This window comes from Bacillus sp. UNC438CL73TsuS30 (assembly GCF_000482325.1).
GTDB lineage: Bacteria > Bacillota > Bacilli > Bacillales > Cytobacillaceae > Neobacillus.
In genome coordinates this window covers 50833-67619 of the sequence record NZ_KI535300.1, presented here as the reverse complement: position 1 = coordinate 67619, position 16787 = coordinate 50833, and the positions used below count along the sequence as shown (strand labels likewise).

Genomic DNA, 16787 nt, shown 5'->3' with positions numbered 1-16787 from the left:
TCTCTCTCCCTTGTAAGGATATTATTTTTTTCTTATTCATCGAAAAACACTTCTATATATTGATATAATTTCCTTTTTGCATCATTTCCGTAAATTCCAAAGGTATTGCCAATTATTTTTATATATTCACTAATAGTGATTCCAACATTGTGTTTACTCAACCACCATGCCTTTGGGTCATAGGTTGTATTACTGGCAACATAAATTAGTTTCGTATCACTATCCTTATAGACTCTACTGAAATTATATTTCACCCTTCTCATATGGTAGTCAGATGAGACGATCAGTGCAGAATGATATTTATGCATTTTCATAATTTTTTTAACATAGACTGCACTTTCATATGTGCTATCTGCCTTTCTCTCCAATATTACGGATTTCCTTGGCAAAAGTCTTATAGCGCTTTCCCATAAATTGTCTGCCAGTCCATTGGATACAATCATTGTTCTTGCATATCCCGATTGATAAAGTTCATATGCTTTTTCAAGACGTCCTTCTCCTCCACTTAATACGACAATTACGCCCGCTGCTTTTGGTGCTTCATCCACCACAAGAAATCTGCCTGCAAACAATAGGAAAAAAATGAATAAAAAAACGATTATAAAAAAGATTCTTTTTCTTATTTTTTTTCGGTTCTTAATGGACAATGCTCCTTGCCGTCTGATTATTGAAAACATAATGTAATAGCCTCTTTAAACCGTTGCACGTTCAATAAGACTATAAATTTCTTTATACGAATGTCTTCGATCAAATTTTTCTTCTGCCAATCTCCTAGCGTTTGCTCCATATGCTGCGCGCAAACCTTTATTTGTATAAAGCTGTTCAATTAATGCGGCTAATTTAACAGCATCACCAGGATTATAATTAAGACCAATATTTTCGCTTGTTACCATGTCCATAAATTCCTTATTAAGGCTGCTATTTAATATAGGTAATCCGGCCGATAGAAAATCTCCAATTTTGTTGGTAATACTTTGTTGAGCACCTTTACTAATTGCATTTGCTGCAATATCAGATCTCACTAAATATGGTATCATCTCTTCATATGTAAAGTGACCCATAAAATCCACTGGAGCTCCTAATTGATTGGCCAGATTCTCAAATTTCGCTTGTAATGGGCCTGACCCAAATACTTTAAAAACGATATTAGTGAACCCTTTTTCTTTCAGAATTAACACTGCACGAATGACTGCTTCCAGGTCATAACTATAGCTAATAGTTCCGATATAGGTAATCCAAAATTCATTAGGATCTTTGTTAACTGGATTATCTCTATACCTATCAAAAACACCCAGGTCTGTTCCAATAAAAATAGGTAAGTAACTTCTGGCGTCCAGATTAACTTTTTTTACACGCTGCACATAACTTTTAGATACGCCCACAACATAATCTGCTAAACTATAAATTTTATTGGCATAGATGGTAAGTGGGTATATTAAGGCATCCACTAATACCTCTGGAAGCGGAATGGCATTCTTGATTGCCTCTGGCCAAACATCTTGTATATCCATAACAAATGGGATATCAAATTTCTTGGCATATTTCCCAACAATAAAAGCAGCATCCATCATAGGGTATGCGCAATAAATCACATCCGGGTTATGTTTTATATTTTTTAAATAAAACGCCAATTGTTTGGAAAATTGTCTATGGCTTTGAATACGATCAATCCCAATATTTTTTTGGTATCCCAGTTCCTCTAACATAACGATTTTATATTTTAGGCTCTTACTGATCATTTCAATTTTCGCATTATCCCTAAATTTTTTATCACTGTGCTTAAAATTACTTGTAAGTAGGGTAACCCTATGCCCTATAGAACCTAATTTGTCAGCAATATACGTGAATCTATTAAACCCCTTTTCTCCTGGAAGAATTGTAAAGGGAGCTACTAAAAGAATCTCTCTACTATTTGTTAACATCTGAACACTCTCCATCCAATTTCAGGTTTTCTAAAACTGCTAGATAACCACTTGCATAGTTTCTTTCGGTTGATTCGTCATATATAAAAGTACTTCCTTTAGCGCATCTCTATCTAGATGGTTATAAACCTCAATTAATTTTGTTATTTTTGTTACTTCTACATTTACCGACTTACCGACGAAAATTTTGGGATGGATCTGATAATCCTGTACTTCAGTCTCACTGAGAATTTCTTCATATAGTTTTTCTCCAGGTCTTATTCCGGAGTAGGTTATCTCTATATCATTCTCAGAATAACCTGATAATCGAATTAAATTTTTAGCAAGATCTACAATTTTTACTGGTTCTCCCATATCCAGGACAAATATCTCTCCACCTTGTGCATTTGCTCCAGCTTGTAAAACGAGCCTGGACGCCTCAGGAATTGTCATAAAATATCTTGTCATTTCAGGATGTGTTACTGTTATAGGACCGCCTTTTGAAATTTGTTCCTTAAATAATGGAATGACACTTCCCCTGCTTCCTAATACATTTCCAAAACGGACTGCTACAAACCTAGTATTGCTTTTATGATTTAGTTCCTGAACAATCATCTCAGCTATTCTCTTCGTAGCACCCATAACACTCGTTGGGTTTACTGCTTTATCCGTTGAAATCATTACAAATGTTTCCACACCATTTTCTCCTGCCGCCTCTGCAACATTTTTTGTCCCGATCACATTATTCTTAATAGCTTCCTCTGGATTTCTCTCCATTAATGGAACATGTTTATGAGCAGCCGCATGAAATACAACCCTTGGTTTGTATTGATTCATAATCGTAAAAATTTTATCCCGGTCTGCAATATCAGCTATTTCAGTAACAATGTCAAAATGATGATTTAAGGAGGACTTCAGTTCCATCTCAATGGTATAGATACTATTTTCGCCATGACCAAGGAGTATAAGTTTTGACGGTAAAAACTGAGAAATTTGCCGGCAAATTTCTGAACCAATGGATCCACCCGCACCTGTTACCAGTACAACACTGTCAGTAATGTATTTTGAAATCGAGTTTGTATCCAATTCAACAGGCACCCTACCCAATAGATCACCCGGTTCGACATTGCGAATTTCATTAACTGAGACCTTACCTGTTACTAAATCCTCGAACATCGGCATCATTTGTGTATTAATCTTTGTTTTGGTGCACTCCAAATAAATACTGTGTAATTCTTTTTTTGTAAGAGAGGGAATTGCGATAATAATATTTTCAATTCTCAGATTAACGACTATATCTTTAAGCCTGCTTAAACCACCAATTACGGGAAGACCTAAAATTTCAAGATTTTGCTTTTGTTTATCGTCATCAATAAAGGCAACAGGAATTAGATCACAATCGTTACTATTCTTTAATTGTCTTGCTGCCAGCATGCCCGCAGATCCCGCACCAATAATAAGTGTCCGCTTTTTAACTTTTTTATTTTCGGAAAAGTGTTTTTCTTTATAGATGCGCCATGAAAATCGGGAGCCCCCAATTAAAAATAAATGCATCATCCACGTTGTGGTTAAAATCCGAAAATAAATTTGCTGTCCAATTATCCATTGTATAATCGCTGCGGTAATGATGGAAAAGGTTACAGCTTTAAGGACAGTTACCATTTCATCTGCACTTGCATATTCCCAAGCCCTCTTATAAAGCCTATATCTAGAGGCAAATAAATGATGACTTACAAGAAGGGTTGTAGATACAAGTGTTAACGGTACTTTAGGAACAACACAGCCTGAGAACAGTAGGAAACTGCAGATATATACGGATGCAAACACGATTAAGGAATCAACTACTACTAAAGAAAGTAGCCGTTTCTGAAAACTCATGTGTGGCCACTCCTTTCTTTTTATTTAAAGGATTTCTATTGTTCTCAATAAAGAACGACCAGGCATAAAATGGTTAACAAATTTAAAAAAATACTATGTAGCAATATAATGTTGTTCCCTTCTACGACTTACGAAGGATTGAATAATTTGTATGACCCGTGATTGTTCATCTTCGGTCATGTTGGTCCCCGACGGCAAACAGATCCCTGTTTCAAATAAAGATTCTGCGACATTCAAATGTTCTGAATGAGAATAAAATCTATATTCATTAAGTAAGGGTTGTAAATGCATTGGTTTCCATACTTGTCTTGACTCGATATTTTCTTTTTCTAATTCTTGAATTAACTCAAATGGCGTAAACAATGGTTGTTTTGAATCTATATAAAAAGTAGTTAACCAACGATTGTGTCGTGTTCCTTTGTATTCAGGCATCAAAACAATCTCTTTAATATCGCTTAATCCCCTAAGATACCGCTGATAAATAGCCTGTTTTTGTTTTACTCTTTCTTCAATTACAGATAGTTGGGCAATTCCAATTCCTGCTAAGATGTTACTCATCCGATAATTGTACCCTAATTCACTGTGTTGATAATAAGACTTATTGTCTCTTGCCTGTGTAGCAAGAAACCTCCCCCTAGCCAATGCTGCTTTATCATCTGAAACTAACATTCCTCCACCAGAGGTGGTAATAATTTTGTTTCCATTAAAGGAAAACACACCAAATTTACCTATCGTGCCACTTTTTCTCCCTTTATATGTGGAACCAAGTGATTCAGCTGCATCTTCAATAATAGGTACCTGATAAAAATTACAGATTTCTACTATTTCGTCCATTTTAGCATTCTGTCCATAAAGATGAACTACAATTACCGCTTTAGGTAAATTCCCTTCTTTTTCAGCATCCCTGAATGCTCTTTTTAAGGCATCTGGTGACATATTCCATGTATCAAACTCTGAATCAATGAAAACTGGTTCAGCTTGTTGATACAAAATTGGATTTACACTAGCAATAAATGTAAGTGTGGAGCAAAAAACTTTATCCCCAGCTTTTACATCAAGCAATCTTAATGCCAGGTGGAGAGCCGCTGTTCCTGAACTGACTGCCAATGCATCGTTTACCCCAACATATTGACAAATATCCTCCTCAAACCTATCAACATTTGGGCCTAATGGAGCAATCCAATTTTTTTTAAAAGACAGATCAATGTATTTCTGTTCATTTCCGGTCATATGGGGCGATGATAAATAAACTCTCTTATTATTACTTTCCATGAACCCACATCCATTCGCTGAAAATTCTGAAATATAAATATAAAAAATTATTATTTACTAAGCTGCTTTTGAAAAGTCAAATCCGGGTGCCTGTACAGGGGAAAATAATTTTCGGAAACTGGCAGGTCTTTAACTAATTCATAATAAATCTCCTCATTACGGATTCTTTTCCCAATGTAAAAAGGTAAATCTCCATATTTATTAAAGCGCTTTTTAAACCGATATAAGGTATCACTATCCCCGGTGTATCCTCCACCTAAATGTAATGCTTTCTTCCCTTTAGTCTTTGCCCATTCCACTACATAATGAATTAAAGAATTATTTGGTGAAAAATTTAAATATTCTTCGTCAGAACCTAATAAGTGATAATGGATGAAATCACCATAGTGCATAAAAAAACATGACATAATAACTTTATCTTCCATTACGACTTCGATTAATTCCAAATGATCCTTCAAAAGTTCCACACTATTTTCAAAAAAGGATCGTTGAAAATAGTAATAATCATATGCATTTTTCTTATCCATCGTTTTATAATATAAATCTATAAAGTTATCCAATTCACTTGGGTGTCGGTGGACCATTGTAAAATACTCATTGGCTTTTGCTTTTCGTAGCCTATTTCTATTTTTATTATCATAATTTGCCCAGATCTCTTCTAAATCCAATGACAAATCAATGTAAATAGTATGACGGTTTAAGGAAGATTCAATATCTTTATAATCTTGATCATTCCGAATTAATGGATGAAATCGAACAAACTCAGTAATAATATTATTTTGAAAACAATAAGAATGAAATGAATCCTCAAATTCTCCGAATAGCTGCTTTTTATTAGATTCGTCTTTCGTGTTGGTAATTGGACCTCCATAACCATAAGGAGATGTAATATCATACAATTCCCCATATTTTTTTGAAATATCCTTTGTACTGGGCAAGGTTTTAAGCCTTCTCATTAAGAACGGGTAATAGACAAAATCCTGGCCATTATCATATACAAAAAGCCTTGCCTCCCCTTCCCCATTTCTCTCATAAATTTCAAAGTATTCTGGTGTAAAGTATATATCCTGACTTACGGTTTTTCCTAAAAACTCATACCAACTCTCTTTTTGAGATAAATCAAATACTGTATAAACCACTATTTCCCCCCCTAATACCTATATAGAATGTTTAAATTCGATTTATTTTTTTTTAACCGAGCTAGTAAATTACTCTTTTTAAATCTTTAGATCCATCCTGTTACTTTGACAAGCCAATGTGGCCGGGAATTGACTTGAGAGAATTTCACTTTCCATTAGAAGAAGTTTTCGTTTTGAGTCCAACTTATAAAGACAATGTAGTAAATCATCATCATGAATAGATTTAGGGTTTGTTAGCCGATATAATTGATGATTAATTCTACCTATTTGATAAACTCCATTTCTAGTTGTACATGTTAGCATTGAAAAACCAAATGCCTTTTGGTCCACCTCAGCATTCGGATAGTTCTCTATATAACATTCATTAAAACAATTCGACGTCGTTACAAAAGGCTGCTCCCTAACATACCAGTAGGTCGAATTCTTTTTAACAAAGCCAATTTTCTCATACCAATTCATTGCCTTAGTATTATTATCAAAAACATCGAGGGATAGGTTCGATTTCCTATTTTCATCCAACAACTTATACCCGTGTTTTACCAGAAGGGATCTTCCAATGCCCAATCCCTGATATTCATGCAATACATAAATATTATTTAAAAAAAGATGATTCTTTAAAATACGCCATTCCGTATAGCCTGCTAATTGGTCATTAATAAATGCTCCGTAAAGCTTCACTCTTCGAAATTCCTCGGGTATGGTAAGCAATTTTTTTAAGTATGCTTCATAGCCAATTGAACTAAAAATGGTAAGTGGAAAAATATCTTTATTCATTCCAGATTCAATTAGCTTGGGTATTAGATGAACATCTTTATTTTTTAAGGCTTCGATTCGTATTTCCATTGGTTTTTTTATCCACCTTTTAAAGACTTTGCTTTTATCTGTCGTTCTACGTCAAAATCCAACATTTGTTGATCAGGGACATTGGCAATCCCTTCGCGTTTTAATGTTTTGCTAATTGTTTTTAAAATAATTTTTAAATCTAGGAGGAAAGAATGGTTTTCAATATAATTTACATCTAATGCCAGTCTCGTGTTCCAGTCCAGTTCGTTCCTCCCCTCTACTTGTGCATACCCGGTAATTCCAGGCCGAACGGTATGCCTTTTTCTTTCTTCTTGAGAGTAGTAGGGCAAATATCGAACTAATAGCGGCCGGGGTCCAACCAGGCTCATATCGCCTTTTAGCACATTGAGTATTTGTGGCAACTCATCCATACTTAATCGTCTGATTAAAAGCCCTACTTTTGTTAAGCGAATAGAATCCGGTAAATCGTTTCCCGCTTCATCCTTTTCATTTGTCATTGTTCTAAATTTAAATAGTGTAAAAATCTGCTCCTGATACCCGACTCGTTTTTGTTTAAATAGAATTGGTGAACCAAGTTTCAACCTGACCACGATTGCAACCCCCAGAATGATGGGACTAAAGAGGCACAACAGTAGTAAACTCACAAAAATATCAAAAAGTCTTTTCATAGTGCCTATGCACCTTCTTTATAAATAATTTCCTGTTCCCAATAAAGAACGGATAACCAAAATAATTGATTTATTTTGCAATTCCAATAGGTATTTCTACAGAACGGTTTTTTTTCATAAAGACCACTTTTCGTAAGTATTTAGAAATTGGCCTTTCAATAAATTTATAAATAATACAACATGTGACTATCGTTAAAAGAATCACGATTGCCATTGAAATAAAGCTGCCTAAAAAACCGACAAAATGAATCTTAATCAATAAAAAAAGAAAGAGGTGCAATAATGATGCATGAGCAATATAAATAGAATAGGAGGCATCTCCTAAGAATGATAACAATTTCGGGACTTTTCGATCTTTTTTATCTTTTTCAGATATTCCCAGCATAAGAACCATAGAAAATACAGCAAAAAAGGCTGATTCATTTAAATGCATAAAATGATAGATATTATTTACCCAAACTGCTAAAAATCCAAGTAGTCCTATTGAAATCAACAGAGTAGAATGCTTAAAAGTATATTTTAAGGTCAAATATGCAACGAAACACCCGAAAAGAGGTTCCAAACTACTAAAACTAAAAATAAATGATTTCTCTGAATACGGAACAAGTTTTATCCCTATTAAGACAGTTGCCACAATCCATATAAAAATAATCGGTTTAAAGATTTTTGGCTGAAAAAGAAAGGCACTAAATATGAGATAGAAAAACATGACATGACATAGTGACCAAGCTGAATCAACAATAGGTATAGGTGGCAGGATGATTATTGACTTGATTATGAGTTCCCAAGAATAGCCTTCGAATTTGGAAGGTGAAATTAAAGTAAGAGCAATCAAAAATAAGGTAACCAACCAGTATATTGGGTAAATTCTAATCACACGCTTCCAGATAAATTCGGTTGTCTTACCTGGAACACCCGCATGTTTATGATAAAGGTAGTAAATCATAAATCCAGATACAATAAAAAAGAAATCTACCCCCCCAGTTTTTTCCCACTCCCCCATATTGAACCAGTCATATCTAAGCTTTGTATAAAATAAAGTATTCACATGCCCTAAGAGAACAAATAAAATGGCAACCGCTCTTGAAATCTGTACATATGAAAGTTTTCTTCTCCTGTTCTCCATATTTTCCCTCTTTTCTTAAAATAAGCTATAGCCCATAGCAAATGTCCTATGCTTTTGAATGTTTCTTTAATGCATTTAGTGAATAATTAGCAAAATACCATATAGCATAAGGTATATTGATTTTTTCAACCTTCCTGTATGTGTTCCATGTTTTTCGAGCAGATTTTAGTTTGTTACTGGAAAGGGAATTTTCACACTTTCTATATATTGCTAGCTCCTCATTAAGGCCATGTGCATGGATTCCTCTCGATAGTATCGAAAGCCAAAGTCCATAATCTTCGGAGCAATCACGGTTTAATGGCATCTGAACCTTCCCCACTTTTCTTTTATCCAGCATCACGGTTAATGTTCCAATCATTGTATTCTTTAAAAGGCCCTTATACTCAATTTTAGCCGGTACTTGAAACACAATGTCTGTTTTTTCACCCTCTTCAGTCATAATCCTGTAATCAGTATAAGAAAAATCGAACTTATTTTTTTCCATAAACATTAGCTGCCGCTCTAATTTTTGAGGAAGCCAAAGATCATCGCTATCTAGAAAAGCAAGAAAGTTTCCCTTCGCTTCCGAAATGGCTATATTTCGCGCATTGGCGGGTCCGCCATTTTTCTTTAACTCAATTAACTTGATTCTGGAATCAATCTCAATTTCCTCTTTCACAATATCAACCGTGTTATCAAACGAGCAATCATCTACGATAATCATTTCCCAGTTGGTAAAGGTTTGGTCTTTAACGGATTGAATGGTTTCCGTAATAAATCTTGCAGCGTTATAGGTTGGAGTGATTATTGAAACAGCAACTTCTCTTGAGTATTCCATTTTTGTCCCAAGCCCTCCCTGATAATTCAGACTTTTGATGTTTTTAATGATTCATTACCTTGTTTTGTTCAAGCTTTTTTAGTAATTGTTGGTTGCGAATATTATCTTCTTTTACTCCTTGAGCTTGTTTCTGTTGAAGAACAACTCTAATCGTTTGAAAAAGAATTTTTAAATCAAGCGTAAACGAATAATTTCGAATATAAAGTAAATCAAAACGTAATTTATCTTCTACGGGAGTGGTATAGTTGGCTAATATTTGGGCTAGTCCCGTTATTCCTGGCTTCATGGTTAATCGATAAGGGTAATCAGGAAGGGTTTGTTTAAATTGATTGATGAAATATTCACGTTCGGGTCTTGGTCCAACTAGACTCATCTCACCCTTTAGCACATTTAATAATTGTGGGAGTTCATCTAAACGAACTGCCCTAATTATTCCCCCAATTAATGTAATTCTCGGATCTTTATCTGTAGCTAATACTGGTCCTGTTCTTTTTTCTGCATCTTGAATCATACTTCTAAACTTATAAATCCAATAAGGTTTCCCATTTAGCCCTATACGCTCCTGTTTATAAAGAGCTGGTCCTTTTGAGGTAAGTGGGATTAATATAAATAAAATCAATAAAATCGGGGCAGCGATAAATAATACAATTGACGATACAACCACGTCAAAAACCCGTTTAGAAATCTTTTGAGTTACCTTTAAGAGTGGAGGTTTTATAGAAACCACAAGCATATCATCTATTTGCTGTGTATTAGCGCCCAGAAAAGACAATTCAAATAATTGTGGGACAACCAATAGTTCTTTTCCGTATTTGATACATAAGCGCGCAATTTCCTCTGCATCCCCCCTGCTTAAAGTGGGACTAAGCAGGAAAAGATCACACTTTTTTACGCATTCATGGATATACCCCTTTTTTGCTAAAGGGATAAATCCAACTATCTCAAACCACCCTTTATGATGATTTAGTATTTTACCGGCTAAATACAGGCCAGTATGTGAATCTTCGCCGATTATATAGACTTTCTTCTTACCGAATAATTTTTTGTTTATACACCAAATCCCTACTCGGGAACAATTTAATAGAATCGTTTGAATTAGAAATGCCGTAAGAATAAAACTTTGCTGGAAAGATAAATAAGGTGTCCATTTCGAAACGATCAATTCGAAACCAAGAAAGACAATCATCGATAATACAATAGAATAAACTAAATGTTGAATACTTTTTCTTCGCCAGTCTGCATATAGGTCGAAAAGATACAAAACTGAAATTGAGGAAGCCGATAGTACAATTAACCTAGAATAATCGATTTCATATTCAGTGTTCGGGATTGAAAATTGATTTAATATCCAATTTGCCAAGAAAAAACCTGCAAACACTAATGAAATATCAGCGATGGCAAGAATGATTTTTGTGTATCTTCTTCTATAGTCTTCATGCATTTTAATTCTCCTTTCTTTTAACCTCTTAGAGCTTTGGCTAATTAGATATTCTGCAAAACCTCTACAAATGTTATTTTTGTACTTTATAAAGAACAGATAAACAAAAAAATTATTGGTATTTAACTTACCTCTTCTTTAGATGTATTACCAGTTATGATTCAGTGCTGTTTCACTTGTTTTATTTGTTCTTGAATTTGTGATCTCAAAAGTCTTTTTTGTATACCTATTTCACCAGTCTTGAACTGGTCGGACTTCACTTTTTCTAAATTAACTGGTCGATATTTATAAAGTTTCCTAAAAAAATGGAAAAGGCTATAATCAAAACGCTTCCCATCTAAAATGGTAATTCCTCCTGCACTTGAAATGGTATGGACACCATCTGGATACAAGCTATTATTTTGAGGTTCTAGATAACAAACTGGCTCTTCTTCAAATTGGAAAATTGTTAATGTCTTAATTTTATTCAAGACAATTCTTCCTCCATACGTCTTTGAACAATCTTGTGCAGGGCGGAAAAGCTTACCTTCATGAATAAATGGTGTGCCTGCCGGCCTTGATGACCTTATATCAATCTTAACAGGATTTAATACATGGGGTTGCCATTCTCCAAACAAGTCATCAGCATAAAAAATATGTAATTCATTATTATGGCTTTGTACAGTTGAAAACGATTTAGTACAGAATAACCACCAATACTCACCATATTTCACGATTGTTGAATCTACTGCATGGAAGTCTTCTAATAAAGTTTTCACCTTTTTCCATTCATTATTTGATTTATTCAACTTATAAATGGATGCTTCCTTTGCCTCGGATGTTTCAGGAATACAGTATATATGTTTATTATGCTCTAGTATAAATGGATATGACATATGGCACGGGAATTTCATCACAGCCTGATTGAATGAAGCTGTATCCATTGCTGTTTTCTGTTTAACGTTAACACCGCTTATAAACCCTTTTACCACCCGATAATCCAATTCTTCCATTAAAATATGAAGTCCTTCTTCATCTTGATAAGCAAAAGGGTCAGCATAATATAAATCCTTCTTTTGAACTAACCAATTTATATTCAGATTTGAATCATTTAAAAACTCATGTATCGGTTTTGGAACAATACCAATATTCCAATATTCATACGAAAACAATTTTGAAAATATCTTTTGACCCTTATTTTTAAGAAGCTTAACAAAAAATTTTCCCATATTCTTAAAAGTTAGGTCCACAAAGTTAGAAGGGGAGGTTGGAACTTCACACTCCTTCATATAAGCAGTGTTATCATTTAATATATCCCGACAGACCAGTGCCGGCCAATTGGAAATAACTGAAGTAATGTGTTCCCTATTTTCCCTATATGAATCTTTAATAGTAGAAAAGCAACCTTTTTTCAAAATAATATGCTTATTTTGGTTTGATAGTTTGTGCAAGGCTGCAAAGGTAACGGGTTCATTATTTTCTAAACACCATATATAGTGAGGCAGGTCTGAACCATGTTGAAACACCCATACACCAAATCGGGGTAATGTTAATATGTCACCACTTACATTAATTGAACTAATATTTAATATAAAATCTAAATCATATCCATAAATTTTTTCTAAGTCCTCTTTGGAAAGATGATCTTCTCCAGTCTTTATCCTTACCAAATCACATCCTATAATTTTGATGTTATTTACCAGGCTTGTTAAACTAGTTGTTTTTGCAGGATTGAAATACCTTAAAGTTTTTTTCTCATCTTCTTTTTGAAGCTGCTTGTTTTTCACTAGTATCATTAAGCTTGCTTCTACATCATCCATTTCAAGCATTTTTTTCAAACAATTTAATTGCCATCCATATACGTTAATACTGTCACAAATAACACCGAAACGAAGTCTCTTTTTTTCCATCACCTTAACACTCCTAGGCTATTAACTTATCAAATTCGTTCTCAGAAAAAGGGCAGCCTGTATGAAAAAATGTCAAACCATCAGCTGCAGTTCAAGTACTCTTTTAACGTATTACCTACCATTTGTTCAAGCGAAAATTCAGTTTGGACTTTTCTTCTGGCATTTTCGATAAATTGTTTCCTAATTTCTTCGTTTGACTCAATTACCAAGATATTATTACAGAATTCCTCTACTGAATGCTCATTTATGAGAAAACCGGTCTTATTTTCGATAATTGCTTCCCCAATCCCGCCTCTATTAATGGAAACGATTGGTGTTCCAACTGCCATTGCTTCTAGAATAACCATAGGGAAGACTTCACGGTAGGATGTAAGTAATAAGAGATCCATCTCTTTAATAAACTCCTCGGGTTTATGAACAGCTCCTACCATCTTTATCTTGTGAACTAAATTATGTGATTGAATCATATTCTTTATTTTTTCTTTCTCTGGTCCATCGCCTGCGATGTAAAACATGATATTGGGATTATGGCGAAGCTGGTCAGCAATTTTAATAAATAATTCGTGATTCTTTTCCTCTGATAACCTTGCTAAAATACCAACATTGAAAGACTCTCCCTTTTCTTTTCGGTGAAAAGCAAATTGATTTAAGTCAACTCCGTTATAGACGGTTGTTATTTTGTTCGGCTTTATTCCCGCTTTGACAAGGTTCTTCTTTTCAAACTCACTGACAGTAATGATTCTTTCAACATATTTATTTAATAAATGTATAAAAATAAACGGATTCTTTTCCTCTAAAACCGTAATATTATGTTTTGTATAGACAATCTTGAATTTCCTTTTTGTTAGTTTCTTTGCGACTATACAGTAAAGGACCATCCTCAAACTATTGGCATGGATAACGTCTATTTGTTTGTCGGTAATCAAATTTCTGAGCTTTTTTATATTTTGAAGATGCTTTGTTCTACTAATCTCACTAAAATGGTTTTTATGTTTAATTTTATCGTATAATTCGCCTGGACCAGCGGCATAGTGGAAGTAAATGTCTGGATGTTGTAATTGGTTTTCCAATTTACAAAAATACATTTCTGCCCCGCCCAAAATTAACTTATCAGTTATGACCAGGATATTCATGTGCTGCATCACGTCCTTTATAATTAACGTTTAAATTTATCTTTTGTTTATCAGTTTTATCATTCTTTAACATGGACTTTTCATTGCGCAAATAAGTAGTTAATATTGCCAGATACATAAAAAACATGTCGTTAATTGTTACTGAAAGGAACGCCATTTGGAGAATAAACCCTAAAAAAGTTAATAAAAGGTACGGTTTAAATTTATGTAAATTACCTCTAATTAATTGTACGAACACTAGAATAATAAATAGAAAGAAGCATGTTATTCCCAGCAAACCAGATTCCGACAATATTTCTAAAAAGGTGTTATGAACCTCTAAATCATCTCCATACTGAAAGAAATTATAATCAGTAAAATTAAAAGCACCAATTCCAATAACCATATGTGAAGTAAAGTAATCCCACGCTCTCCCCCATAATTCAATCCTTCCACTACCACCATCATTGGAAAGGTCCCCGACTCTGGATTGTAAAATTCCTAAAATATCAAATTTCATATAGACAATCGCAACATACATGGATACAAATAATGAAGCAATCATACCAAATAGTAATTTTAACTGTTTGATTGGGTTTGTGATTAGGATATAGATGAGTAAAATGAGTGCCATGACTAAAAGCCCGCCTCTAGAGAATGTTAAGATATTTGCAAGTATACATAGTACTAATCCAAGTTTGTTTTTCAAAGACTTTGCATTGCAAAGATAAAATGAAAAAAAGAGTGTATTATAAAAAACAAAGAAATTTGGATCTTGTAACAATCCAATTAATCGAGGGTAATCTCTATCTAGCATTACGCCAAATTTATAGACTCTATCACCCTCGAAAATAAATCCAAGACTTTTTAATCCAAGAAAATAAAGTATTAAACTTGTAATGTTGAAAAATATTCCAACATCTGAAATAGCCCTTTCAATTACCGAATCTCTGGCATTTCGAATAACCGATTTCATAATAAGATAAAAAAAGATATATATTATAATTCCACAAATGATTCTAATACTCGAGGCAGGATATAATGAAAAGGCTCCAGTGAAGCTATACACCAAATAAAAAAACAACATCGCAATTTCAAACAAATGAAGCCTTTGAAAGTAAAAAGAACCGATATGAATCATCAAAAACAAGCATAAAAAAACCATATACGGCTTAATTGCAAATCCTACATAAATGTAATAATTTGCGAGTGTTACTAATAGAAAGAGAAAGAAGATTGTAAAGTTGTATTTATGAGTTTTTGAGGTTATTTTGTTGACCACCTTTAAACCCCCTCAGATTTCTTCGACTTCAAATTTTGATTGAAACCAGATAATTTTAGATAACTATTAATCTTTTCCATACTTTCCTTATCGACAAAGATTAAAAAAGCTAATAAAATGAAATTCAATACAGCTGCTAAAAACGGAAAAGAGCCTAGAAAAAAGTCTATGCATCCTAAACAAATAGCAAAAAAGGAAGTATATGGTATTATCACTTTTTTTGCCATGATCCAGCGATTTGGAATACTTACCCAAAATCCCAGTAAGGCAATTATTTCAATTACTACCCCCGCAATAGCCGCACCAGAAACACCATATGTTTTACTCAACACCATGTAAACAAATACTCCGGAAATTGCAGAGATAAATTGGACAACAGTTCGGTATAACTGTAATCCTCTTGTCGTTAAACCATCAGCTAAGGCAATATTTATCGCCTGTAAAGTAAGCATTACGGATAAAATTTTCAGTGGAAAAGCTGCTTGAATCCATTTTTCACCAAACAACAAATGAATAACAAAGTCTGACATATAATAAAATGGAATTGTCATTGCCATTCCTACCAAAGATATGATTTTTATCAGGGCTATGTTATGTCTTAAATGATCGTCTAAAAGATTATTGTTGTAGGATCTAAACATCACTGGGTAATAAGCACCCGCGACAATAAATGGAATTTGCTGAAGTGCTTGCGGAATTCGGTAGGCTACCGCAAATAAACCAACCTCTTTAAGGCTGATTGTCTTTTCCAACACGATTGGCCCTAATTGAGGCAGAAGAACAAACAACAAACCACCTGCTGTAAATGAACCTAAATTTTTTAACAATCCTTTATGAAATGGACTCTTCAAAAGGATTTGTATATTTTTACGAACAAGAAAGACCCCAATAACACCAGCTGCCAGATAAGAAAGGCCATACAAGGTGCAAATTGTCAGTGGATTAAAACGAAAAAGCATCCCCGTTAAGAGGGTTAGAACTAAACAAACAGCAGAAATAATTCGAATTAATCCGTAATATTGCATTTTCTCAATTAGTTGAAAATACGTTGTACCAATGCTTTGTAAAGCAATTCCAGTTACCATTGGAATAATTAAAAAATAGGCTGTTTGTATTAGTTCGTGATTCCCCGAATTTGAAATATGAATAATTAAAAAACCACATAAAAAGGTAGCAATAAGCAGCCCCATTCTCATTTTTACGTAAGAGGAAATAAGTATGGAGGGATTAACCTCCTTTTTAGAACCTTCTCTTAAGACGATGTCACTTAGACCAGCATCTGTAAAATAGCCCATAATCATGGCAAATGCTAACACGACACTAAACATTCCATAATAATAAGACTGTAAATAAGAGGCTAAAACAATTAATGCCACAGCATTTAAAACACTTGATAATGCTGTACTATAAAATAAATGTAAGATATTCTTAGCAATTGAATTTTTCTTTGTTTTCTCCATA

The 16787-nt window shown here is 33.9% G+C and carries 14 protein-coding genes; all 14 read right to left on the bottom strand.

The window, feature by feature from the left end; all coding sequences use genetic code 11:
- Positions 1–32: 32 nt before the first annotated feature.
- Positions 33–677: a YdcF family protein gene (locus M028_RS0128115; RefSeq protein WP_051591298.1), complete on the bottom strand. Its 645-nt coding sequence runs from the start codon at positions 675–677 to the stop codon at positions 33–35.
- A 15-nt stretch (positions 678–692) separates the two neighbouring features.
- Positions 693–1922 carry a glycosyltransferase family 4 protein gene (locus tag M028_RS0128110; protein ID WP_035424991.1) on the bottom strand — a complete coding sequence of 410 codons (1230 nt, stop codon included), beginning with the start codon at positions 1920–1922 and terminating at the stop codon, positions 693–695.
- Between the two features lie 39 nt (positions 1923–1961).
- Entirely contained in the window at positions 1962–3779 is a 1818-nt protein-coding gene (locus M028_RS0128105; RefSeq protein ID WP_026576799.1) for a polysaccharide biosynthesis protein, read from the bottom strand.
- A 93-nt stretch (positions 3780–3872) separates the two neighbouring features.
- Positions 3873–5051: an aminotransferase class I/II-fold pyridoxal phosphate-dependent enzyme gene (locus M028_RS31275; protein ID WP_035424987.1), complete on the bottom strand. Its 1179-nt coding sequence runs from the start codon at positions 5049–5051 to the stop codon at positions 3873–3875.
- Positions 5052–5101: 50 nt separating this feature from the next.
- On the bottom strand, positions 5102–6190 hold the full coding sequence (locus M028_RS31270) for a GNAT family N-acetyltransferase (protein WP_051591297.1): 1089 nt from the start codon (positions 6188–6190) through the stop codon (positions 5102–5104).
- Positions 6191–6268: 78 nt separating this feature from the next.
- Positions 6269–7033, bottom strand: a complete 765-nt coding sequence (locus M028_RS0128090) for a GNAT family N-acetyltransferase (protein ID WP_026576798.1) — start codon at positions 7031–7033, stop codon at positions 6269–6271.
- An 8-nt stretch (positions 7034–7041) separates the two neighbouring features.
- On the bottom strand, positions 7042–7662 hold the full coding sequence (locus M028_RS0128085) for a sugar transferase (protein ID WP_026576797.1): 621 nt from the start codon (positions 7660–7662) through the stop codon (positions 7042–7044).
- 70 nt (positions 7663–7732) lie between these two features.
- Complete coding sequence (locus M028_RS0128080) at positions 7733–8788, bottom strand: acyltransferase family protein (protein ID WP_026576796.1); 1056 nt, start codon at positions 8786–8788, stop codon at positions 7733–7735.
- A 46-nt stretch (positions 8789–8834) separates the two neighbouring features.
- On the bottom strand, positions 8835–9605 hold the full coding sequence (locus tag M028_RS0128075; RefSeq protein ID WP_026576795.1) for a glycosyltransferase family 2 protein: 771 nt from the start codon (positions 9603–9605) through the stop codon (positions 8835–8837).
- Positions 9606–9648: 43 nt separating this feature from the next.
- Entirely contained in the window at positions 9649–11046 is a 1398-nt protein-coding gene (locus M028_RS0128070) for a sugar transferase (RefSeq protein WP_051591296.1), read from the bottom strand.
- 158 nt (positions 11047–11204) lie between these two features.
- Positions 11205–12932, bottom strand: a complete 1728-nt coding sequence (locus M028_RS0128065; RefSeq protein WP_026576793.1) for a glucosamine inositolphosphorylceramide transferase family protein — start codon at positions 12930–12932, stop codon at positions 11205–11207.
- An 80-nt stretch (positions 12933–13012) separates the two neighbouring features.
- Positions 13013–14065, bottom strand: a complete 1053-nt coding sequence (locus tag M028_RS0128060) for a glycosyltransferase family 4 protein (protein ID WP_026576792.1) — start codon at positions 14063–14065, stop codon at positions 13013–13015.
- Positions 14043–14861, bottom strand: coding sequence for an O-antigen ligase family protein (locus M028_RS33780; RefSeq protein WP_269320968.1), 819 nt, complete (start codon positions 14859–14861; stop codon positions 14043–14045). The genes M028_RS0128060 and M028_RS33780 overlap by 23 nt, the downstream gene beginning before the upstream one ends.
- A gap of 467 nt (positions 14862–15328) precedes the next feature.
- On the bottom strand, positions 15329–16786 hold the full coding sequence (locus M028_RS0128050; RefSeq protein ID WP_026576791.1) for an oligosaccharide flippase family protein: 1458 nt from the start codon (positions 16784–16786) through the stop codon (positions 15329–15331).
- Position 16787: the final 1 nt, after the last annotated feature.